The 22158-nt window shown below is 41.6% G+C and carries 20 protein-coding genes; 11 read left to right on the forward strand and 9 right to left on the reverse strand.

Annotated features, from left to right (window positions below):
• Window positions 1-801: phosphodiester glycosidase family protein (locus UYI_RS0110460; protein ID WP_026085875.1), on the reverse strand; the 801-nt coding region annotated here is incomplete at its 3' end.
• A gap of 122 nt (window positions 802-923) precedes the next feature.
• On the opposite strand from UYI_RS0110460, the gene UYI_RS39630 reads away from it, so the two are divergent.
• From UYI_RS39630 to UYI_RS0110485, 5 genes are all read left to right on the forward strand, one after another.
• Window positions 924-1055, forward strand: coding sequence for a hypothetical protein (locus tag UYI_RS39630; protein ID WP_268742159.1), 132 nt, complete (start codon window positions 924-926; stop codon window positions 1053-1055).
• A gap of 20 nt (window positions 1056-1075) precedes the next feature.
• The gene (locus UYI_RS0110470) at window positions 1076-1732 is read left to right on the forward strand and encodes an rRNA large subunit pseudouridine synthase E (protein WP_016866616.1); all 657 of its coding nucleotides are present in this window, start codon (window positions 1076-1078) and stop codon (window positions 1730-1732) included.
• A gap of 154 nt (window positions 1733-1886) precedes the next feature.
• Window positions 1887-3566, forward strand: a complete 1680-nt coding sequence (locus UYI_RS0110475) for a sensor histidine kinase (RefSeq protein ID WP_026085876.1) — start codon at window positions 1887-1889, stop codon at window positions 3564-3566.
• Between the two features lie 311 nt (window positions 3567-3877).
• Entirely contained in the window at window positions 3878-5914 is a 2037-nt protein-coding gene (locus UYI_RS0110480) for a serine/threonine phosphatase (protein WP_016866618.1), read from the forward strand.
• 136 nt (window positions 5915-6050) lie between these two features.
• On the forward strand, window positions 6051-7265 hold the full coding sequence (locus UYI_RS0110485; RefSeq protein WP_016866619.1) for an FHA domain-containing serine/threonine-protein kinase: 1215 nt from the start codon (window positions 6051-6053) through the stop codon (window positions 7263-7265).
• A 78-nt stretch (window positions 7266-7343) separates the two neighbouring features.
• Here the strand turns inward: UYI_RS0110485 and UYI_RS0110490 are convergent, their stop codons facing one another.
• Together UYI_RS0110490 and UYI_RS0110495 are read right to left on the reverse strand one after the other, a co-directional pair.
• Window positions 7344-7562 carry a DUF4327 family protein gene (locus UYI_RS0110490; protein ID WP_009459095.1) on the reverse strand — a complete coding sequence of 73 codons (219 nt, stop codon included), beginning with the start codon at window positions 7560-7562 and terminating at the stop codon, window positions 7344-7346.
• Window positions 7563-8417: 855 nt separating this feature from the next.
• Window positions 8418-9365 (reverse strand): NAD-dependent epimerase/dehydratase family protein, encoded by a 948-nt coding sequence (locus UYI_RS0110495; RefSeq protein WP_016866620.1) that lies wholly within the window; start codon window positions 9363-9365, stop codon window positions 8418-8420.
• A gap of 327 nt (window positions 9366-9692) precedes the next feature.
• On the opposite strand from UYI_RS0110495, the gene purD reads away from it, so the two are divergent.
• Together purD and nblS are read left to right on the forward strand one after the other, a co-directional pair.
• Entirely contained in the window at window positions 9693-10967 is a 1275-nt protein-coding gene (gene purD / locus UYI_RS0110505; RefSeq protein WP_016866622.1) for a phosphoribosylamine--glycine ligase, read from the forward strand.
• 234 nt (window positions 10968-11201) lie between these two features.
• A complete protein-coding gene (gene nblS, locus UYI_RS0110510) occupies window positions 11202-13151 on the forward strand; it encodes a two-component system sensor histidine kinase NblS (protein ID WP_035138432.1) in 1950 nt (649 codons plus the stop codon).
• On the opposite strand, the gene UYI_RS36735 is transcribed toward nblS, so the two are convergent.
• The 4 genes from UYI_RS36735 to UYI_RS0110525 form a co-directional block, all read right to left on the reverse strand.
• Complete coding sequence (locus UYI_RS36735; protein WP_016866624.1) at window positions 13146-13313, reverse strand: hypothetical protein; 168 nt, start codon at window positions 13311-13313, stop codon at window positions 13146-13148. The two genes, nblS and UYI_RS36735, sit on opposite strands and share 6 nt — an antisense overlap.
• Window positions 13314-13405: 92 nt before the next feature.
• Window positions 13406-13783 carry a zinc ribbon domain-containing protein gene (locus UYI_RS0110520; protein ID WP_016866625.1) on the reverse strand — a complete coding sequence of 126 codons (378 nt, stop codon included), beginning with the start codon at window positions 13781-13783 and terminating at the stop codon, window positions 13406-13408.
• A 39-nt stretch (window positions 13784-13822) separates the two neighbouring features.
• Window positions 13823-13948, reverse strand: a complete 126-nt coding sequence (locus tag UYI_RS39635) for a hypothetical protein (RefSeq protein ID WP_258003603.1) — start codon at window positions 13946-13948, stop codon at window positions 13823-13825.
• The gene (locus UYI_RS0110525; protein WP_016866626.1) at window positions 13939-14925 is read right to left on the reverse strand and encodes a LysR family transcriptional regulator; all 987 of its coding nucleotides are present in this window, start codon (window positions 14923-14925) and stop codon (window positions 13939-13941) included. The genes UYI_RS39635 and UYI_RS0110525 overlap by 10 nt, the downstream gene beginning before the upstream one ends.
• Window positions 14926-15179: 254 nt before the next feature.
• Here UYI_RS0110525 and UYI_RS0110535 point away from each other — a divergent pair, with 254 nt between their 5' ends.
• From UYI_RS0110535 to UYI_RS0110555, 4 genes are all read left to right on the forward strand, one after another.
• Window positions 15180-15509, forward strand: a complete 330-nt coding sequence (locus tag UYI_RS0110535) for a DUF6825 family protein (RefSeq protein ID WP_016866628.1) — start codon at window positions 15180-15182, stop codon at window positions 15507-15509.
• 189 nt (window positions 15510-15698) lie between these two features.
• Window positions 15699-17384 carry an ABC1 kinase family protein gene (locus tag UYI_RS0110540; protein ID WP_016866629.1) on the forward strand — a complete coding sequence of 562 codons (1686 nt, stop codon included), beginning with the start codon at window positions 15699-15701 and terminating at the stop codon, window positions 17382-17384.
• A 15-nt stretch (window positions 17385-17399) separates the two neighbouring features.
• Window positions 17400-18125, forward strand: coding sequence for a Stp1/IreP family PP2C-type Ser/Thr phosphatase (locus UYI_RS0110545; RefSeq protein WP_016866630.1), 726 nt, complete (start codon window positions 17400-17402; stop codon window positions 18123-18125).
• A 791-nt stretch (window positions 18126-18916) separates the two neighbouring features.
• Window positions 18917-19117, forward strand: coding sequence for an NblA/ycf18 family protein (locus UYI_RS0110555; protein ID WP_009455637.1), 201 nt, complete (start codon window positions 18917-18919; stop codon window positions 19115-19117).
• Window positions 19118-19750: 633 nt separating this feature from the next.
• Here UYI_RS0110555 and UYI_RS0110560 read toward each other — a convergent pair.
• The gene (locus tag UYI_RS0110560) at window positions 19751-21310 is read right to left on the reverse strand and encodes a serine/threonine protein kinase (RefSeq protein WP_016866632.1); all 1560 of its coding nucleotides are present in this window, start codon (window positions 21308-21310) and stop codon (window positions 19751-19753) included.
• 241 nt (window positions 21311-21551) lie between these two features.
• On the reverse strand, window positions 21552-22001 hold the full coding sequence (locus tag UYI_RS0110565) for a hypothetical protein (RefSeq protein ID WP_016866633.1): 450 nt from the start codon (window positions 21999-22001) through the stop codon (window positions 21552-21554).
• Window positions 22002-22158: the final 157 nt, after the last annotated feature.

Below are 22158 nucleotides of genomic sequence, written 5' to 3' on the forward strand. Positions count from 1 at the left end.
GTCTAAACTCCAGTCATAAACCACAATCACATTTGTCAGACGTCGGCGCGCAGGGACTAGGATGTTACCGTGAGCAGCAAAACCTCTAGATGTTCCTCCATCTAAATTCATGGCTTCGTAACAACCCATTGCTCTCATCGCTTTTGCTTCTTGTTCTAAAGTCAAACGATCATTAAAATTAACTAAAATTAGCTTTTTACCACTAGCAGGATATCCAATCGCTACCCGTGTAGCTACACCCAATACGTGAGGATCTTTAAAGCCTTCTAACTTTGGTTTGAGCCAAATTTTTCCATGTCTCAGCAGTCTCGGACCACAAGTAATTGAAAACCAATGCTCTTTCCATTTGGGTTTACCATCAACCCGTGCTGTGATCATTTCAGGTTTGTTTCCTGCTCGCAAACCCAAGGTAGTACCAAAATTTTCCCACTTACTATACTTGAGGAATCTTCCTCCAGCTACCATGTTACCCATAACAGTTTTCTTGCCACTTTTAGCAAAAAATGTGCCACTTGTGACAACGGCAGCGTGATGACGGGCTACCATCTTACTAAATTCTTCGTCACCACTACTACGCCTTGACGAATTAGCAAAAGGTGCATTATTTGCTAAACCAATAGTGATGAATGTTTGAGGGTCAGTCAGGTCAATAATCGCCCGATAAAAAGAAATGCCATTGATCTCACCCTTGTTGACTTTTACAGTTTGAGCTGTAGCAGGTAGTACTAGCGATGAGCTTTTTGCCAAGAAAGCACCAGCCAACAATAAAAAAGACCGACGCCACATCTTGGAACTTGTCATAATTCACTTCTCACTCTATTGTCTTGATTGAAATACCTAAACCCCTATCGATTCTGTCAATGTGGAGACGATTAGGGGGAGATGGGGGGCTAGGGGTCCCCACTTTGTGGGGTTGGGGGGCAATGGGGAACTCACCGGCCCCCGACCGACAGGGAGTGGGGATTAGGGGCAGTGGGGAGATGGGGAGAAAGACAACGAAGACAACCAACAACCAACAACCAACAACCAACAACCAACAACCAACAATCAACTAATGACAATTGACAAATGACCAATGAAAAATCATTATCGATACATTTTGTTTTACAAACCCTATGGAGTTTTGTGCCAGTTTACTCAAGATACTCCTACTCGTAGCACATTAAAAGACTATATTTCTATTCCTAATGTGTATCCGGTGGGACGTTTGGACTGGGACAGTGAAGGTTTATTGTTATTGACAAATCACGGACAACTACAACATCGACTTTGTGATCCTCGGTTTGGACATGAACGTACTTACTGGGTGCAGGTGGAACGGATTCCTGATGCTGCTGCTGTGCAAAAATTAGAAGCAGGTGTCATAATTCAGGATTACCACACTCGACCAGCGAAGGTAAAGTTGTTGTCAACAGAACCAATCTTACCTGAGCGCGACCCGCCGATTCGATTTCGTAAGAATGTACCGACAGCATGGCTGGAGATGGTTTTGACTGAGGGAAAAAATCGGCAAGTACGGAGAATGACGGCGGCTGTGGGGTTTCCGACTTTACGACTGGTGCGAGTAGCGATCGCTCACTTACACTTAGATAATCTCCAACCAGGCCAGTGGCGTGATTTGACACAACAGGAAATAAAGTCACTGCATAACTTAACTTTTTCAAATCGCTCCTCAAGAAAGCAAAAGGCCTCACAAACAAAGGCTGTCCCGATGAAACAATTTCACCACTAAATATGAAAAAACCTGTTCCCTGTTCCCTGTATTCTTCTTAATATAAGTTTTTATTAGATTTTTACACGGAAATTACGCTATAAGCAGTATAATGTTCTTTTCTTTTTGACCTCCTTAGTTAACACCAGTGCTTGGGTGCAAGCTTATAAGTCTTATGAGCCTTAATCAGCCATCTAGCTGGCATCACGCTTGCCAACAACAACATGATATGGTTTCTGCAACACCTGCACGCTTGGAACTTGTACCAGAAAGAACCTCCGAAGTAGAAAATTGCACGGCAGAAGCCTGGCGTCGTACCCAAGAAGAACTGTTATGGTATAGGAAGTTGTATGAAAATACACCTTGTTTGTACTTAACAATAAATAAAGATGGAGTAATATTATCTGTCAATAAATTTGGTGCTACTAGTCTTGGCTATTCTCCAGAAGAACTAATACAACAGTCTGTTGTGAATTTATTCGCTCAATCAGAACAGCAAAGGTTATCTCATGCATTAATGATGTTATTTGAGGATGCACAAGAAAACGAAATTGTCAACCTAGAACTGCGTTTAAACTGCCCTGCCAGTCAAATGGAATGGGTAAAAGTAGTGGCCAGGGTACTGTATCCTGAAAAGGAAAATCCATTGATTTCGATAGTTTGTGAAGATATAACTGCTCACAAGCTTTCGGAAGATGCCTTGCGAGAAAGTGAACAGCGCTTTCACACTATGGCCAATAACGCACCTGTAATGTTGTGGATGGCTGACTCTCAGGGATTATGTAACTTTTTTAACCAATCATGGTTGGAATTTACTGGACGCAATCAGGAGCAAGAGCAAGGTTTGGGTTGGCTAGAAGAAGTACATCCTGAAGATAAAAATTTCTGTACGCAAACCTACGAAGCAGCCTTCAATACACGCACGAAGTTTCAGATAGAATATCGCTTCAAGCGTGCAGATGGAGAATATCGTTGGATTTTAAATACTGGTGTGCCTCGATTTACTCCCAGTGGTAACTTTGCTGGTTATATCGGTTCAGCCATAGATATCACAGAGCGAAAATTAGCGGAAGTTGCTCTTAAAGAAAGCCAAACAGCTATACAAGCACAATTAGAGGAATTAGAAAGCCTTAATCGCCTCAAAGATGAATTTCTCAGTACGGTTTCTCATGAACTACGGACACCACTCACCAACATGAAAATGGCAATACAAATGCTGGGAATTGCGCTTAATCAAGAGCAAAACTTGCTCTTAGAAATGGCAAAACCCCATGCAGAACGCTCAAAAGTGGCTCGTTACTTCCAAATTTTAAACAATGAATGTGAGCGAGAAATCAATCTGATTAATAACTTTTTAGATTTGCAACGTCTGGATACAACTGCCAAACCCTTAGTATTAGAAACTATTCAAGTCCAAGAATGGTTAAAAAAGGTGGTGGAACTATTTCAAGCACGCAACCGCAACTGTTCTTTACATAATTTACAGCTGAGGATAGCTGATAACCTTCCCAGTTTCATTTGCGATCAATTTAGCTTGGAACGTATTTTAATAGAACTGTTGACAAATGCTTGTAAATTTAGTCCTCCAGGTGCAGAAATTATCATTGCTGCTCAGTCAAAGGCTAATTTCATGCAAATTCAGGTCAGTAACGATGGTGTAGAAATCCCTGTATCTGAATTGCCACGCATTTTTGACAAATTTTACCGCATTCCCAGTAACGATCCTTGGAAACAGGGAGGTACAGGATTAGGTTTAGCATTGGTACAAAAACTCACCAAGTACATGGGGGGAACTATTAAGGTAGAAAGTGAGTCAAATCGTACTTGTTTTACTATGCAACTTCCATTGGCATAAAGCGTTGGGCATGGGGCATAGGACAATCATCAGTACCTTAATTACCCATTGCCCATTACCAATTACCAAATTTAAAGAAATGTGTTGTAATATGCTGCTTAAGATTATTTTAATGGCAAGTTATTGTGAGGAGTTGACTTGCTGAAGTACAAGATATTTGACTAATATGCGTAAAAATTAAGACTGCCACAAAAACTCACTTGTGAAACTACAATCATTTGTAGGTCTACTATAGGCAGGGGCTGCCGATTGTGGCACTTTGAGCGTAGTAGCCACAAGCACCTTGGAGCGGGAATTAAGGAACTTCCACAATGCTGATTTGCCCTCAGTGTAAATTTGAAAACCCCATTTCCAACAAATTCTGTCAAAAATGTGGGGCGTCCCTGACCCACAAGTTCTGTCCACAGTGTGATACCCAAGTGCCTGTGGATGCACAAAAGTGTCATAACTGCGGTGCTGAATGTGGCAGAGTTTGGTGGGCAATTATTACCAAGGTAGGAGATTTAGAAGTAACAGAAGTAAACTTGAATGAAACAGAGAAGGAGATAGGTGGTAGCGCACAGAATGCTTCCACATCGCCACCTCAGGTAGTCTCCGTTTCTACTTCTGTGCCATCTCTTCTACCAGAAGATCCCTACTTAGACGAGCAAAAGCGCTATCAATTGCTACAACCACTGCCAAACTTGGCAGATTTAGCGCCTCATACTCAAGTGTATGTACGAGTTTTAGATTGTCTGCCTTATCAGGTTTCTCCTCTGGAAGCAATGATTGCTAATCAGCATCAGGGACTAGTAACGCCTGCGATGGAGGCTGGTGGTGTTCCTGCTTCTGCTAAAGCATATGTTGCTCTAGCAGCTTATACTCATCAAGGTATACCGCCAATTCACGATGCATGGCAAAACGAAAACATACAGGTGGTACTCATTGAAGACCGTTCTGATTGGAAGTACTTGCTAGATTTATGGCGCGATGAATCAACTAGTTGTCTACAAATGATCAACTGCTTCTATCAGATGACCCAACTTTGGGCGCTGCTAGAACCCCTAAATTGTTGTCACAGTCTCTTGGATTTATCGAATCTGCGGTTGGATGAAGACCAAGCAGTGGCGTTACAAATGTTATATGTGTCACCGTCCCAGCGAAGTAGTACTGGTAACATCCTGACTCAGGAAGAAAATAACACACCTAAGCAAATTGAAAATGTCTTAAATATTCAAGCTTTAGCCCAAGTTTGGCACAAACTTTTTAGGGAGTCTCAGCGTACACAATTTGGTTCTTTGTTACAACTTTTGACGGATTTGGAAGTAGGCAAGATTGATAATTTGTTGCAGTTACAGTCTAGTTTGCAAGCGATCGCTACAGAATTGCAACCAACTTCTAGTTTCGATGACTCAGATGTAACTTCAACAGTCAACTTAGCTACCAATTCACCAACTATTCTGCAATTAGGTGAACCGGAAGACAATGCCTCAAAAAATGATGATATGCCGACGGTAGTCCTACCAATGCAGCTAATCAGTTTAGAACATGCTGGACTTACCGATGTTGGGCGTCAACGACATCATAATGAAGACTACTTTGGTATTGATACCAAAATCACTAAGCTGGAATTGCCCACTAGCCGCAATGTCCAAGCCCGTGCTTTGTATATTCTTTGTGATGGTATGGGTGGACATGCTGGTGGAGAAGTAGCAAGCGCCTTGGCTGTTAACACTGTACAACAATACTTTCAAACTCATTGGGTCGATAATAAATTACCTACAGAAGAGCAAATCCGTGAAGCAGTAGGACAAGCAAACCAAGCAATTTACAATATTAATCAACAAGATGCCCGTTCTGGCGTTGGGCGCATGGGTACGACTTTGGTGATGCTGTTAATCCAAGATACTCAAGCCGCTGTAGCCCATGTAGGTGATAGTCGCCTTTATCGCCTGACTCGCAAGGGAGGCTTAGAACAAATAACAGTAGATCATGAAGTTGGGCAAAGGGAAATCTCGCGAGGAGTAGAGCCTAGTGTGGCATATACCCGACCAGATGCATACCAACTCACACAAGCCCTTGGTCCCCGTGATGAACACTCAATTTTTGCCGATGTGCAGTTTTTGGATATTGCTGAAGATACGCTGTTTATCTTAGCATCGGACGGTTTATCGGATAATGATTTACTAGAAACTCGCTGTTCAACTCATTTACTTCCGCTGCTGAGTTCCGGTGCTAACCTGGAAACTGGCGTCAGGGATTTAATTGATTTGGCAAACGATTACAATGGTCATGACAACATCACCATTGTACTGATTAGGGCAAAAGTACGCCCTAATTTAGATAGTCAAAATATGGTTAATGGTTAGTGTTGTTTGTTGTTTGTTGTTGGTTGTTTGTTGTTTGGATAAACAATCAACTACCAACAATCAACTATTAACAATCAACTACTAACTACTAACTACCAACTACCAACAATTCCCATTCCCTTAGTTACTTTGTAATGTGGTTATTCTGACCCTGTTAGAACCGCAACAAAAAACGCCCCTCCAGGAGTGGCATTTTGAAGACGAGTCCGTGATTCGGATTGGTCGTTCGGCGGATAATCATGTCGTTTTGACCGATACTCTTGTATCCCGACACCATCTTGAACTCAGACAAATCAGTTCTGGTTATGATGGCGGTTCCTGGCAGGTGATTAGTAAAGGTACAAATGGTACTTTTCTTAATGGTGTGCTGGTAACTCAAAGTCCTGTACCAAATGATTCGCTGCTGCAATTGGCGCGGGGAGGCCCAATCCTCAAGTTTCACATTCAGCAGACAAGGGTGCAAAACAGGCCAACATACTCGCTTAATAGTTGTACCCACGAAGGAAACTCCCCTAATAATCTGTTTTGTATCCATTGTGGTCAACCCCTGACTGTCCTTAAAACCATTCGCGATTATCAGGTATTGCGGACACTGGGACAGGGGGGTATGGGTACGACCTACCTGGCTTGGGATGAAACTGGAAAAATCAGCGGACAGCCTCAGCTTTTGGTGTTGAAGCAAATGAATGCTGACATGGCCAAAATTGCTAAGGCCCGTGAACTATTTGAAAGAGAGGCCAACACTCTCAAATCTCTTCACCATCCAGGCATTCCCAAATATTACGATTTTTTTGAGGAAGGAGGAAAAAGATATCTGGCGATGGAATTAGTTCATGGCCAGGATTTAGAAAAATTGATTTTATACAAAGGACCCGTGACTCCATCTCAAGCGATCGCTTGGATGATCCAAACTTGTGACATCTTAGACTATTTGCATAGCCAAGAACCTCCGCTAATTCACCGCGATATCAAACCTGCAAACTTGATGGTGCGGAATTCAAATAATGGCATAGTTGTGTTAGATTTTGGCGCAGTGAAAGAAATTGTTGGCACTGCACCCGGTACTCGGATTGGTGCCGAAGGTTATTGCGCTCCCGAACAGGAACGGGGACAACCTCTCACTCAATCTGATTTATATGCCATTGGCCCAACACTCATTTATCTGCTTAGTGGTGAAAATCCTTTCAAGTTTTACCGCCAGCAAGGGCGAAGCTTTCGGTTTGATTTGACAAAAGTCCCCACTATTACCCCCAAACTAGCAGAAGTTATTAATCGTGTTACCCAACCATTGCCACGCGATCGCTATCAAACAGCGAAGGACTTAGCTGTTGCCTTAGCAGCTTGTCAATAAAAAAGAGTTGATTGTTGATTGTTGATAGTTAGTTGTGATTCCCAACAACAAACAACTACCAACAAACAACTCTTATGCCTACTCTTCGTCCCAAGCCTCTACTGCTAATAGATCACTCACAGGATCTTGCATATTAAATCCAAAATCCAATAATTCTTTTTTCCAATACTGCCATTCGTTACCGAACAGCAGAGCGATTTTCCAGATACTATCAGTTGGCTTGATAATGTTTGAGTCTACGAGTGATTGCACATTACGCTGCAATTTCACCATTGGGTGAATTACTTGCTGAATCATAACCTCGAATGAATTTCAATTCAGATTTGGTTTGGTAAATGCTTAGTCAAAACTGCTTTCCATTTCGGAACTATTGCCGATCCGTAGAGTTGAGTACTTTGGTAAAGCTAGTCTTAGCTTCTTAAATATATCATAACTAACTCTACTTAGTTGCTATCAAATTCGGTTTTGTACGGTAATCACCACTAAAAAGTTTAATTGTGACTACCAACCTTTGCAGACACTTATATCAAAAAATTGCACCTCTTCCAAGCATAGATAATATAGCTGGGAAAGGATAGTATGATTTTATTCGTTTTTTCATCAACATGTGTGCATTATTTGACAAACCCATAGAAACAAGGGCTTAACGGTAGATTTTTGAATAACAGCAAAATTTACAGGATTGAGACATCTACCATTTCTAGGAAATTGTTATATAGAATATCGTAATCTTTTAGAGTTGGAGAATATAAATTTCAATTTTTATAAAAATTTAATGTTTTTCTGAGTAACCAAGTTAAAAGAAAACACAAAAGTAAGTAGCCCGGACTGAACTGTGTGTCTTGGAGTCTTAGTGGTTCAAGAAGTTTTTTTCACCCGAAAGGGTTACTTTACCTTGAAGCCGCCCTCTGGACGTCTACGCATCTATTTTCAAGCGTAGACTCTTACGGCGATTCCTACAACAAGGGACGAAAAATTGAACGTAGACGCGCCCATAGGCTTCCGTAAGGCACACCGATGCACACGATGCACACCGATGCATATCGATAGATTATGGGTTTGCTTTTAAGTTAATCCCCGACTCTATTTTCAAGACAGCCGTTCACGCTGCTGTTGTTTTGGCACAAACCTTGACTCCTTCTGCCTTGTTTTTTAATAAAATGATTGTATCCATTGCCATTCTTGTCTTAAGCCGTCATATAGGGAAACTTGTGGCTGATATCCTAAAATCTTTCGTGCTTTTGATACATCTGCCGCAGTGTGACGGGCATCTCCCATTGCTTTTTCTATATAGTTCTTTTTGATGGGATGTCCAACTATTTCTTCCATTGTCTGCAAAACTTCTGTTAAAACCACTCTACTACCACCACCAATATTAAATATCTCTCCTACAGCTTCTGGTACGGTAGCGGCAGCTAAATTGGCTGCAACAGCATCACTGACAAAAGTAAAGTCTCGGGTTTGCTGTCCATCACCGTAAATGGGAATTGCTTCATCTGTTAAGACTGCTTTAAAAAACTTATGAAACGCCATGTCAGGGCGCTGCCTCGGGCCATAAACAGTGAAATAGCGCAAAGATACAAATGGCACACCAAAATTTTTGTGATAAAGTCCACATAAACGTTCGGCTGCAAGCTTTGTAATTCCGTAGGGCGAAACAGGCTTGGGACAAATTTCTTCATGGGTAGGTAGAGTTTCAGCATCACCATACACACTGGAAGTAGAAGCAAATACCAGCCTTTTGAGAGAAGGAGTATCCTTTGCTGCTTCTAATAAAACTTGAGTACTGTTAATATTTCGTTCGGTGTAAGCACGAAAGCCTTGTCCCCAACTTGCCCTTACTCCCGCCTGCGCTGCCTGATGGTAAATTACATCAACATTTTTTAGAAGTGTTTGCCAGTCTAGAAATTGAATATTTCCTTCTACTAATGTAAAGGTGGGGTAGTTTTGCAAATGTGCAATGTTCTTACGCTTAATTGTAGGGTCATAGTAATTATTAAATTCATCAATGGCAATTACCTCTTCTCCTTGTTTCAACAATGCTTCTACAAGATGAGAGCCAATAAAACCCGCAGCTCCAGTAACTATACTTTTAGCCATAGTGTTCTAATTTTTGGGATATTTTTTTAATTTGATATTCACAGGTTAATGCTTGTAAGGTCTTAACTGCCACTCGTTTATCTGTATTAAATATTACTTTATTTCTTTCTGACCTCTGACTTGAAAGTAACCTCACCCCTTTCCCCTCTGTTTACCAAACAGAGAGTGAGGTTTTTCCATGCTTGGTGGTGAAATTTTTTCATCGGGACTGCCTTTCCTCTTCCAGATTGTTCTTTGGACTTGCATAAGTATTAGAATTGGTGAAAAAATTGAACCGCGAGCAGCCATTGAGGATTCTCGCACTTCAAGGGACGCAAGAGGAAATCTGTGAAAGTTTTAGTTGTAGGTAATGGAGGGCGGGAACACGCCCTTGCTTGGAAACTATTGCAATCGAGGCAAATTGAGCAGGTTACATGTGTACCAGGAAATGGCGGTACAGCCAGTATGTCACAGTGTCAAAACTTGCCTTTAGGAATAGATGACTTTGAGGGTATAAGTCAGTTTGCCCAAAAAGAGAAAATTTCTCTGGTTGTAGTCGGGCCAGAAGTACCTTTGGCTATGGGTATCTCAGACTACCTCAACTCACGAGGCTTCAAGGTTTTTGGTCCAACTAGGGCAGGGGCGCAAATAGAAGCGAGTAAGGCCTGGGCAAAAGCTTTTATGCAGGAAGTAGGAATTCCTACAGCTCATGCTGCGGTATTTACGCAAGCATCTGCTGCTAAATCTTACGTAAAAGATCATGTAGCACCCATTGTTGTTAAAGCTGATGGCTTAGCAGCAGGTAAAGGTGTGACAGTTGCTCAAACAGTCGATCAAGCTATTGAAGCCATCGAAGCTATTTTTCGGGGGCAGTTTGGCAATGCTGGGAAATTTGTCGTCATTGAAGAGTGTTTAATTGGTCAAGAAGTCTCTGTTTTAGCCTTAACAGATGGGTTGACAATTCGATCATTGTTGCCAGCTCAGGATCATAAACGGATCGGTGAGGGTGATACAGGAGAAAATACAGGTGGTATGGGAGCTTATGCTCCAGCGCCCATTGCGACGCCAGAGTTAATGGCACGAGTTCAAAAAGAAGTATTAGAGAAAGCGATCGCAGCTTTTAGAGCCAAGAACATTGACTATCGAGGTGTACTCTATGCAGGATTGATGATTACTCCTGATGGCGATTTTAAGGTTTTAGAATTTAATTGTCGGTTCGGTGATCCAGAAACCCAAGTGATTCTGCCACTGTTGGAAACACCGTTAGAAGAGTTAATGCTTGCCTGCATTGAGCAGCGCTTGGCACAAATGCCGCCAATTGCTTGGAAACAAGGTGCTGCTGCCACAGTCGTTGCTGCTGCGCTTGGTTATCCCGGGACTTATGAAAAAGGTAAAGCGATCACAGGAATTGCAGAAGCCCAAGCCGCAGGAGCAATTGTATTTCATGCTGGTACTAACTTACAAGACGGACAATTGCTCACAGATGGAGGTCGAGTATTAAACGTCACTGGTACAGGAGAAAATTTTGAGCAAGCATTAGCTCAAGCATATGCTGGTATGAGATGTATTAACTTTGAGGGTATGTATTATCGGCGAGATATCGGTCATCGGTTAAAAGGGTGAGATGATAGTAGGGGCTAAGCATTTGAGCGATAATTTATAGTTTGGAAAAATATTATTCAGCAAATGCTACCCTGCACCATAGGTTTATACCCGTATCTCATCCCCAGAACACCCCCAAAGCTTAGTGTTTGAACAACTGCAATTCTGGAAAGACATCGGTGCAGGGTACAACAAAAATAATAAGCAATGTCTTTAATTGAAATAACCACAGACATAACAAATTTTTATTTTAAGATGCTGGCTCTTTTAAAAAACATCCGAGAAACGATCGCGAATTGGTGGTCAGAGTTCACTCTCCAGACCAAACTTTTGGCTGCTGTAACCTTGGTGGTTTCTTTGGTGATGAGTGGTCTGACCTTTTGGGCAATCAATACGATTCAGCAGGACGCCCGTTTGAATGATACTCGTTTCGGTCGTGACTTAGGACTGCTGCTGGCTGCTAACGTTGCTCCCTTAATTGCCGATCATAATCTGACTGAGGTAGCACAATTTTCTCAACGCTTTTACAGCAGTACTTCCAGCGTGCGTTACATGCTTTACGCTGATGAGACTGGAAAAATCTATTTTGGTATTCCCTTTTGGGAACCGGAGGTTGAAACCTCCTTAACAATTGAAAGGCGTATCCAACTACCAGAGGATTACGCTGCTGATGCCGAAAAACCAATGGTGCGACAACATATGTCCCCAGATGGTGTTGTCACAGATGTGTTTGTGCCTCTGACGGTAGAAAAAAAATATCTGGGTGTTTTAGCGATCGGCATCAACCCCAACCCGAATGCAGTCATTTCTACAAATTTCACCCGCGATGTCACCATTGCTGTATTTATTTCTATTTGGGTAATGGTGATTCTAGGAGGAGTAATCAATGCTTTGACAATCACCAAACCAATTAAAGAGCTATTGCTGGGTGTCAAGCAAATCGCTGCGGGCAACTTCAAGCAGCGTATTGACTTGCCATTTGGAGGTGAACTCAAAGAGCTAATTTTCAGCTTTAATGAAATGGCAGAGCGTCTAGAACGCTACGAAGAACAGAATATTGAGGAACTAACTGCCGAAAAAGCCAAGTTAGAAACGTTAGTTTCCACCATTGCTGATGGTGCGGTTTTGATAGACGAGCATATGCAGGTGATTTTAGTTAACCCCACAGCCCGACGCATTTTTGGTTGGGAAGGGCTTAATGTTGTGGGTGAGAGTGTTCTCAATTTATTGCCGTCAGCAGTACAAATAGAAATCACTCGTACTTTGTATGAAATGGCAGCCGGGGAATGTGAAAGTGCCGAATTCCGTATTCCTTTCACTCAACCAAGCAAACGCACTATCCGCCTTCTCTTAGCTACTGTATTTGACCAACAAAGGGAGAATGTGAAAGGAATTGCCATCACTGTGCAAGATATCACCCGAGAAGTAGAACTAAACGAAGCCAAAAGTCAATTTATCAGTAACGTTTCCCACGAATTACGCACTCCCTTATTTAATATCAAATCTTTTATTGAAACTTTGCATGAATATGGGGAAGAACTCAGTTCAGAACAACGGCAAGATTTTTTGTTAACTGTTAATCATGAAACCGATCGCTTGGCACGTTTAGTAAATGATGTTTTGGATTTATCCAGATTAGAATCTGGTCGGAGTTATCACTTAAACGGGGTGGATTTAACGCAAGCAATAGAACAGACACTACGTACGTACCAACTTAATGCCAAAGATAAGGGTATCGAATTATATCAAGAAGTTGAACCCAATTTACCTTTAGTAGTAGGTCATTATGATTTGTTGCTGCAAGTGCTAGCTAATTTACTAGGCAATGCACTGAAATTTACCAAAGCAGGCGGTAAAGTCATGATTCGTGCCTATCAACTAGAACCGCAGCCACAAGATAGCGATCGCCCTGCTCAAGTGCGCGTAGAAATTGCTGATACTGGTATTGGCATTGCCCCAGAAGATCAAGAAGCAATTTTTGATCGCTTCTTCAGGGTAGAAAATCGTGTTCACACCCTAGAAGGTACAGGCTTAGGATTATCAATTGTTAGAAATATTATTGAAGAAAAACATCACAGTAAAGTTCATTTGGTGAGCGAAGTCGGTGTAGGCACAACTTTTTGGTTTGATCTGGCAGTATTTGAAGAACCCCTATTGCCTTCAGCTAAAGCTAGTAATGATTGCAAAAATCATAGCGAATTATGAAACATGTCTATTCACTTCCAGGTTCAGTGGATAAGCTAATTCTGGCGTTTGGTCTTCTCCTGCATCGCGCCTTCTGTAGTAGATGTCCTTCCAGTCTTGGTCGTTTTGTAGACCTCTACCAGATAATGTAGCTTTGTTTACTTGTACAAAGTGTTCTTTCACTCTAAAGAATTTCTGGAGACATTATTGCAGAAAACAGAGGACTAAATCATATGGTAGAAATTTTTCTTAAATTTTCTGGGTTTATTCGGTATTTAAGATTGCAACAGAGCTACGAGCAAACACACTAATAATAAAGCCAATAACAATAATAAAGCCTGATTGCGTTTGATCCAGTTTCTCACAGTAGTGCTAAAGCTTTTTGCTTCACGCAACTGCTGTAACTCCAGTTCACTTTCTGCAAGATTTTGGTACAGCGTACATTCTTTGGCATAAGGACGCTGGGGAAAATTACAGCTATCATCAGCGTGGTAGGCACAACTGTCACAAAGATAGCTATTTCCAGTTGCTCTGTGTAGAGGAATACCAGGATGACCGTAAGCTTTTAGTTGAGCGCGACAATAGGGACAGGTGATAGCTTGCCTGTTTACAGGTTGATGACAACGAGGGCAAGTAGTTTTAGTAATGTCCACAGCTTGAATGTCAAAGAGTAAATACTTTGATTTTATATTTTATTTTTTGCGGATGTTAATGTAGAAGTCGGCATGGTTGGCGATCGCCATGATTAATTTTTGAGAAATTGATAATAAAAGCAGGCGATAGAAGTTTCGCCTGTCTCTAGTTGAGACTATATCCACAAAGCTTCAACTACTTGCATTGGGTTTTCTTTGTTAGTAGAAAATTTTTGACTTTCTTTGAGCAAATACTCAAGAAAAGTACTAGCAGTTATTGGTAGCTGTTTTTTCTTAGGAAAGATGATCTGCCATTGGCGATGAATTGGGAAATGATCAATATCTAATATTGCTAGGTGTTTTCTGACTTCTGCACAGTTAAGGGTGTGCATAGATATGATGGAAACTCCCAAACCATCAATTGCAGCTTGCTGAATTGCTTCATTACTGCCTAGTTCTATGTTAATTTGCAAGTCTATTTCATGTTGTTTGAAAAATTGTTCTACTACCATGCGGGTTCCCGAACCTTCTTCCCGCATAATTAAGGGTTCCTCAGCAAAAGCTTTCAGGGATAAATTGCGTTCGTTTGCAAAACGATGAGTTGCAGGGGCGATCGCTACAAGGGGATTAGCTAAAAATGGCCTTACCTCTATGTCTTCTCTATTTGGTGGACAACTCATGACATACAAGTCATCAAGGTTCTCATGCATCCGCGCCAATAGCGCTTCATGATTGGTAAACTCCAAAGACAATTTCACACCAGGGTAGAGTTGACAAAAAGGCTTCAGTAGTTTGGGGAGGAAATACTTTGTTGTAGTTACTGCTGCTAATCGCAGTCGTCCCAGTCTCATCCCCTGCAAGTCAAAAATGGTTGTTTCTAGGCGATCTAGGCACTGCAATATTTCCCGGCAAGTATGCAAAACTTCTTGACCTGCTTGGGTCAAGTAGATACGCTTACCCACTTGTTCAAACAGGGGCATACCAACAGCCTGTGCAAGATGCTTGACCTGCATTGATACTGTTGGCTGGGTGACAAACAACTCTTCGGCAGCACGAGTAAAGCTACAGTGTCTCGCAGCTGCTTCAAATACCTGCAACTGATCGAGAGTAATCGATTTTGACAGGCCATCCTTTTGTCTAAATTCTGCCAAAGAACTTTTCATAGAACTGTCTAAGGGTCTGTTAATAAAAAAATAAAAATTTTAGCAACACCAACGTTGCTTAATTTTTGTTTAGTATTAATATACATTACTTTAACAACATTAATGTTGTTAAAGTTCAAATCTAGGAAAACTTGTTCTTTGTTAGTGGTTGGTAGGTTCTCCAAACAACAAACAACCAACAACACTTTAAGTAGAAGCAGTAAAGCAAACCGACAAGTTATAATTTTTGTGCGGACGAGACGTAACAAAAATTTATGAGTAACCCCCTGGTACAAGCTTTTTTTGTCGGTAGAGCAGTAGCTGAAGTCATGACAGAACGCCTGGAAAACGCTTTGACTGATGCTTTGAGCGAAGTAGGCAAACTTGATGCGGAACTCAGAGAGCAGCTGCGCCAATTCACAGACGAAGTGATGGAGCGAGCCAATCGAGCAGCTGATGCTGTTGACACAGGTGAAAGCACTACAGGATTTAGTCAAACAGGTACTGATCCTGTGGATTTGCAAGCCATGATTGATGAACTGCGGGCAGAAATTGCCTTTTTGCGAACAGAACTACAGCGTTATCGCAGCAGTAGAAATAGTTAGTTAGTGGTTAGTAGTTAGTGGTTAGTAGTTTTTTTGTTTAGAAAAATCAACTATTTACCAATGACCTATGACTAATCATTTCGAGCAGGGTATAAGCCTCCAGATGACCTAAGTGGGGTCAATCCAAAATCCAAAATCTAAAATCCAAAATTGTTTGACTTAGTTCAAAACCAGCGGTAAGCAAAGCATATGGAAAAAGGTTATACAGACAAGGCATACCGTTGGAATCGCGAAAACTATTCGAGTAGACGGCGGTTTGTAGACATTTGGTCATTTGTACTGACCTTATTGTATAGACTCTGGCTCTACAACAAATCTTGGAGTTATGCTGGTGGAGTTACTGAAGCCAAGCAAGCTGCTAGACGTAAAGTGTTAGCAGTGTGGATTCGTAATTCTTTGCTGGATTTAGGGCCGACCTTTATTAAAGTGGGACAACTTTTTTCTACACGTGCGGATATTTTTCCCAGCGAATATGTAGAAGAATTGTCAAAATTACAAGACAAAGTGCCCGCTTTTACCTACCAGCAAGTAGAAACAATTATTGAGCAAGAGTTGGGTAAAAAGATACCGGATCTCTTTGCCAGTTTTGAACCAATTCCTTTAGCTGCTGCTAGCTTGGGGCAGGTACACAAAGCCACTTTGCGCTCAGGTGAAGCTGTCGTTGTGAAAGTGCAACGTCCAGGATTAAAAAAGCTATTTGAAATTGATTTAAGAATTCTTAAAGGTATAGCTCGTTATTTCCAAAATCATCCAAAGTGGGGTAAGGGGCGGGATTGGATCGGAATTTATGAAGAGTGTTGCCGTATCCTTTGGGAAGAGATTGATTATCTCAACGAAGGACGCAATGCTGATACTTTTCGTCGCAATTTTCGCGCTTACGAATGGGTAAAAGTACCGCGCGTTTACTGGCGCTATACTTCCTCACGAGTTTTAACTTTAGAATATGTTCCTGGGATCAAAATTAGTCAATACGAAGCTATTGAAGCTGCGGGTTTAGATCGTAAGCAAATTGCTCGTCAAGGCGCTCAAGCCTACTTACTTCAGCTACTTGACAATGGTTTCTTCCACGCCGATCCACATCCTGGCAATATCGCTGTTAGTCCCGATGGTGCTTTAATTTTCTACGATTTTGGCATGATGGGACGCATCAAGTCCAATGTGCGAGAAGGACTGATGGAAACACTATTTGGCATTGCTTCTAAAGATGGCGATCGCGTTGTCCAGTCTTTGATCAATTTGGGCGCATTAGCACCCGTAGAAGATATGGGACCTGTGCGGCGTTCTGTCCAGTACATGCTGGATAATTTCATGGATAAGCCTTTTGAAAATCAGTCCGTAGCAGCAATTAGTGACGATCTATATGAGATAGCTTATGATCAACCTTTTAGGTTTCCAGCTACATTCACTTTTGTGATGCGCGCCTTCTCGACTTTAGAGGGTGTAGGAAAAGGCTTAGACCCAGAATTTAACTTTATGGAAGTTGCCCAACCCTATGCAATGCAGCTTATGACGAATATGAATGGTTCTGAAGGCAATAGCTTTTTAAATGAATTAAGTCGGCAAGCTGCCCAAGTTAGTAGTACAGCATTTGGTCTACCACGTAGACTGGAGGATACACTAGAAAAACTAGAACGTGGAGATGTACGCCTGCGCGTCCGGTCTATTGAAACAGAGCGTTTACTACGTCGGCAGAGTAATATTCAACTTGGCATAGCCTATGCGTTAATAATAAGTGCTTTTACACTTTCAGCAACGATTTTATTTGTAAACAATTATTTTTGGCAGGCAGTTTTTATTGGTTTGATCGCAACCGCAGTATTATGGTTGCTAATTAGACTGCTAATGCGTCTTGACCGTTATGACCGTATGTATTAATTTTTGCAGAAATATATGAAACTTCGTTTTACCGGTATTAGTGATCCGGGACTTATTCGTTCTAATAATCAAGATGCTTACTATATTGACCCAGAAGGGCGCTTTTTCATAGTTGCTGATGGCATGGGCGGTCATGCAGGAGGTGAACAAGCAAGTCAAATTGCTGCTTGTGAAGTGAAAAAGTATTTGCTTGACAATTGGGATTCTTCCCAAACCTCAGCACAGTTGTTAGAAGATGCTCTCTGGCAAGCAAATCAAGCTATCTTGCAGGATCAGGAAAGTCATCCGGAACGATCTGATATGGGAACAACAGCTGTGGTGATGATTTTCCGCCCTGGAGAACCTCCCTGGTGTGCTCATGTTGGTGACTCTAGGCTATATCGCTTCCGAGATTCCCAATTGCAACAAATCACTGAAGATCACACCTGGGTAGCACGTGCCATCAAAATGGGTGATATTACACCAGATGAGGCGCGTATTCATCCTTTCCGTCACGTTTTGTCTCGCTGTTTAGGGCGTGAAGACCTACATCAAATTGATTTACAACAACTTGATGTTAAAAGTGGCGATCGCTTGTTGTTATGTAGCGATGGGCTTACAGAAGAACTAGTTGATGAAAAAATTGCTTCCTACCTTCAAGAAAGCCTGCTTGTAGAAAAAACCGCGATCGCCCTTGTTGAAGCTGCCAAAAAAGAAGGTGGACACGATAACATCACTGTTGTCATCGTTGCTCTGGAATAATTGGGGATTGGGGATTGGCGATCACAGATAGGCGTCGGGGATTAGGAATTGGTGTTTATTCTCCCCCTTGTCCTCCTGTCCTCCTTGTCCACGCCAGGTGCTACAACGGAACGGACTTCCATAGCCGGAGGAAACCTCCGGCTTCAGTCCTCGGGAACCTCCCTTCGGGTTCGCCAGTTCCCCTACCCTTACCTTAAGCCACTTCGTGTCTACGTGACGGGAACCGCCTTTTTGGGGGACTGGACTCACCGCAACGCACTGGCTCCCCTTGTCCCCTCAATCCTACTACCCAATACCCGATCCCCGATCCCTGCTATCCTTTCTGGTAAATATACTCATCATTTTGTTCAGCCTGAGCATTTTTCTGATTTACAACTTGATACATATAAATTTAACCTCTGAAGAAACTTACCTACAGAGGCTAATCTTACTATCTTTAGTTTGTTGACACCTTGCGCTTTATAGGATAAGGCGAATATAATTCAAATTTATACCCTCTCTTTGATCTATCACAAAGAGTAATAAGGGTATTTCGCCAACGAGAGCGTTTTTGGAAAACCTGATTTTTACCGAAATTTCTTTAGGTAGACTTGAGGTTTATATCAGTAGGATGAAAACAAAGATATTGGTTAGTCAAAAAATCCCCATAAAGGATATAGGCAAACAGTCAAACACTTGTTATCTTTCTTAATATAGATAAATAAGTGCTAGACAAGTAAACGACTAGCCTAATAGTCTCTTAGGAGCCTCTGTAACTGATCTAACTTTTACTTATTTTTTAGGAGCTAATTATGGACAAGCCTATTGAGTTGACCCTAGAACAGCAATTCAGCATCCGCTCTTTTGCTACTCAGGTACAAAACATGAGCCATGATCAAGCAAAAGATTTTCTCGTCAAGCTCTATGAGCAAATGGTTGTCAGAGAAGCAACTTACAAAGAATTGCTCAAACATCAATGGGGTTTAGACTCAGGTTCTAGCTGGGCAGCTTAGGATTGTGAGTCGCGGTAGGCGACCTCCTTCTCTTGCTAGGTTCCACCAGAGGAAAAGAGCTGGGGATGTCGGGGCGTCAACTTTGATGAGCAACACTAACTGTAAAAGTGCCAATAGAAATACTAATCACATCAAAATTTGACACGAGCAAACTCCAAACGATGGGCTTTGTAAAACATAGATTATATACCCCAAATAGAGGTAATCACATACCCGTGTACTACTAGAGGTTACACCAGCCAACCATTTATTATTGCACAACAAAGTACTTTGTTTAGAAGTCAATATTGTACTTTCTTAACCTAGCGATAGCACCAATGAAATGATTTTAAATGCTGACTAGATTGACTAGATGTGTACATTAGCACTAATTCTTATGCAAAAACACTGAACTTAAGGTTTTATAGATATTAATAACCTACACCTTAAACTAGACTCCACACAGAGATTTTTTGTACAACCCCTAGCTAATCTATGTTTTTTTAATTTATATCTTCACTATTTATATTTCTTATAAGGGTATTTTGCAACTCCTAAACAAATTTTCTTAACATTAATTAATATATTACTCTCTTCATACAGCAAGTTGATAGATGTAATTCAGTTCGTTGTGGCTTCTTCCTTCATTTCAAGTTAGCCTGACAGGTCGAATGGAGAATCTGTATCAATTGCTTGTAGTTTTGCTAAGATTTGAGGTTTGAGCTTTTCGTACTCAAACTTAAGTAAATTTTTGCTAAGTTGGGGTTCATCTGAGAATGCCAATGATTTACTCATTGCTGCCCACTGTTCAAGTCTTTGCCGTTGAGCAGAAGCAATTGTCGAAATTATGATGTGAGCGCAATGGTTTGGTGTTTCTTTCGCAAATAACAGTAGACGGTAGTAACCATTTTGCACGAGTAGGCGAGTGGTTTCTTGGCCGATATTTGTTTTGAGATCAAGGTAATAAGGCAACCATTTAGAACCATGCTTGCGGTTATAGAGGACAGTAATCCACAACAGCATGGGGTGAGGAGAAGTAATGAAAAGAAACTGATTATAACGAGTACAGACTAAGCGCTTTTGAATTTCTGCTTGCGGTAGCATAATCCATAAAGCAGGTTTTAATTCCCCATTCAGACGAATAGGCTGAGGAAAAACGATATTGGCAATAGGTTTATTTTGAGGCCAGGAAGCTTGTTGTGCAATTTCACTAGTTAACGGAGATACACGTGAATCAGCATCAGATTTGTGATCAATATTAGTTTTTACAGGTGGAGGATTGATGATAGCAGGTAAATTAGTAGTTTGTTCTTGAGTACTTGTGAAATCATGCTGTTCAACAGATGTTAGCACTTTGAGAATTTCACCGATATTTTGGGGGCGATCGCTTGCTGACTTAGCCAAACAACCCATTACCAAATTTTCTATTTGCTTGGGTAATTGTAATGTTGGGGCAACTTCAGCAAAAGTCCGTGGTGGTTGAGTTTGATGTGCTTTATACCATGCTCCAAAAGAATGGGTTGGCGCGACTAGGGGCATTTTGCCTGTAAGCATTTCAAACATCATCACGCCCAAACTATAAATATCAGAGCGGTTGTCTAGTTCCTTACCCTCCATTTGCTCAGGTGAAGAATAAGCTAGTGTACCTAAATAGAAATTTGTATAATTGCTATCCGCCTGTAGTAATTTAGCAATCCCAAAGTCTAGAATTTTGACTAATTCTCCAAAACTAGCGTCTGGAACAACTAATATATTGCTGGGTTTAATATCACGATGGATAATTGGATAAATTTTGCCATCAACCGGAATACCATCGTGAGCGCACTGTAACCCTAAACAAATTTGACGTGCCAAGTTCAAGAATCTTGGCAAAGACAAATCTTGCTTACGAACAATATTGTTTAGACCTATACCTTGGAGATATTCCATTACGTAGAACGGAGTATCATGATCGTCTACGCCATAATCCATAACTCGAACAATATGAATACTTTTTTGTCCCAATAAGGCACAGGTTTTTGCTTCTCGTTCAAAACGCTCCTGCAATCGCATTTTTTTATTTTGAACTGATAAAGCCAGAAATTTAACAGCAACGGGCACGCCCCCCAACAAAACGTCCCTAGCGCTATAAACTCGACCCATTGCTCCAGTTCCGATCAACTCTTTAAGCTCATAGCGATTGCTGAGTAAACGACCAACGTTGGGGTCTGACATATAAAATTGACTCCAATGTTCAAAAGTAGAAAACGATACAAAAGTTACTATCCTAGACTTTGCCTTGTATTCTAGTTTGCCCACTTTTGACTCAGTTCATTAACTTTGGATAAGGGAATTGTTGGTGGTTGGTGGTTGGTGGTTGGTTGTTGGTGGTTAGTAGGTAGAGACGCGATGTTTCTCACGTCTGTACAATAGTGGTTAGTGGTTAATCATGAAGTACTATCCACTTAGCAATTTTTCAGTTTGTACGCTGGCGTTCTAGACTCGCTTCCATTGTGCTAGTTAAATAATGACCAGCCATAATGCCACTAGTTAGGTAGTAACTGTCATCGTTGACTCGATGTAGAGTTTCAAAACCGCTGCGACGTTCGCGATCGCTCAGTACCCAGTAACGCTGCACAATTGTATCTAAACCAATCCAGCCCTCGCCTTCGACTTGTCCTAAAATATTATGTTGTAGTAAGAAAGTATACTGCCGCGCACCTATATCTAAACGTCCTTTATACTGCAAGGCAATATCCGCGCGATCGCTACCAGGAAAAATCAACTTTGTTGCCATTGTGAACCAATTATCTCGATTCCAAGCCACCAAAGTCATACCCTTAACATTGATTGGCAGACCATCGCGTTCCAGCCAACTCCCTTGTAATACCCAGCGTCCGGGTTGCAATAAAAACGTGTGAGCCACCTTGTCAATTCCTTGCCGTTGAGCGAGTACCGCCAAGATAGCATAGTATCGGTGGGGAGGTGGGGTGGTGGGGAACTCACCGGCCCCCACTCCCCCAAGGGAGTGGGGATTAGGGGCAATGGGGGGCTAGGGGTCCCCACTTTGTGGGGTTGGGGGG

It is taken from the genome of Fischerella muscicola PCC 7414 (genome assembly GCF_000317205.1).
Taxonomy (GTDB): domain Bacteria; phylum Cyanobacteriota; class Cyanobacteriia; order Cyanobacteriales; family Nostocaceae; genus Fischerella; species Fischerella muscicola.

What these genes read in the sequence shown, in the direction of transcription:
- UYI_RS0110470 (WP_016866616.1), top strand. Translation starts at nt 1,076, where the DNA reads ATGAAAAATCATTATCGATACATTTTGTTTTACAAACCCTATGGAGTT.
- UYI_RS0110540 (WP_016866629.1), top strand. Translation starts at nt 15,699, where the DNA reads ATGGAAAAAGGTTATACAGACAAGGCATACCGTTGGAATCGCGAAAAC.
- UYI_RS0110490 (WP_009459095.1), bottom strand. Translation starts at nt 7,562, where the DNA reads ATGATTCAGCAAGTAATTCACCCAATGGTGAAATTGCAGCGTAATGTG.
- UYI_RS0110480 (WP_016866618.1), top strand. Translation starts at nt 3,878, where the DNA reads ATGCTGATTTGCCCTCAGTGTAAATTTGAAAACCCCATTTCCAACAAA.
- UYI_RS0110535 (WP_016866628.1), top strand. Translation starts at nt 15,180, where the DNA reads ATGAGTAACCCCCTGGTACAAGCTTTTTTTGTCGGTAGAGCAGTAGCT.
- UYI_RS0110475 (WP_026085876.1), top strand. Translation starts at nt 1,887, where the DNA reads ATGAGCCTTAATCAGCCATCTAGCTGGCATCACGCTTGCCAACAACAA.
- UYI_RS0110495 (WP_016866620.1), bottom strand. Translation starts at nt 9,365, where the DNA reads ATGGCTAAAAGTATAGTTACTGGAGCTGCGGGTTTTATTGGCTCTCAT.
- UYI_RS0110560 (WP_016866632.1), bottom strand. Translation starts at nt 21,310, where the DNA reads ATGTCAGACCCCAACGTTGGTCGTTTACTCAGCAATCGCTATGAGCTT.
- nblS (WP_035138432.1), top strand. Translation starts at nt 11,202, where the DNA reads ATGCTGGCTCTTTTAAAAAACATCCGAGAAACGATCGCGAATTGGTGG.
- UYI_RS39630 (WP_268742159.1), top strand. Translation starts at nt 924, where the DNA reads ATGGGGAACTCACCGGCCCCCGACCGACAGGGAGTGGGGATTAGGGGC.
- UYI_RS0110545 (WP_016866630.1), top strand. Translation starts at nt 17,400, where the DNA reads ATGAAACTTCGTTTTACCGGTATTAGTGATCCGGGACTTATTCGTTCT.
- UYI_RS0110525 (WP_016866626.1), bottom strand. Translation starts at nt 14,925, where the DNA reads ATGAAAAGTTCTTTGGCAGAATTTAGACAAAAGGATGGCCTGTCAAAA.
- UYI_RS0110555 (WP_009455637.1), top strand. Translation starts at nt 18,917, where the DNA reads ATGGACAAGCCTATTGAGTTGACCCTAGAACAGCAATTCAGCATCCGC.